This window comes from Mesorhizobium sp. WSM4983 (assembly GCF_029625765.1).
GTDB lineage: Bacteria > Pseudomonadota > Alphaproteobacteria > Rhizobiales > Rhizobiaceae > Mesorhizobium.
The window spans coordinates 1-253 of record NZ_JARTVM010000055.1 but is presented as its reverse complement, the minus strand read 5'-3'; the positions used below and the strand labels follow the sequence as shown (position 1 = coordinate 253).

Annotated in this window: 1 protein-coding gene; it reads left to right on the top strand. The window is 55.7% G+C overall.

The window, feature by feature from the left end; genetic code table 11:
• Positions 1–253, top strand: a 253-nt coding sequence (locus P9254_RS28915; protein ID WP_278103930.1) for a hypothetical protein, incomplete at both ends; no start/stop codon positions are given.

The window sequence follows — 253 nt, the reverse complement described above, 5'->3', positions numbered from 1 at the left end:
ATCTCAGTTTGGGCCGCCCCACGTTCGACCACACCCATCGGGGAGACTGCGCCGAAGAGTTGACTTGGCGGGTGAAAGAACAGGGATTCAACCTCGGGCTTGTCTACCCGTCCAAGATCATTGACCCGTGCTATCCTCTGGACAACGGCCTGCACTTCGGCCAAGGCACTACCTACGGGGATCTGGCCTATCACAATTTCTGCCAAGATCGCGCGAACTCTGAACAGATGTTTGTGGACAAGTGCAAAGAGAC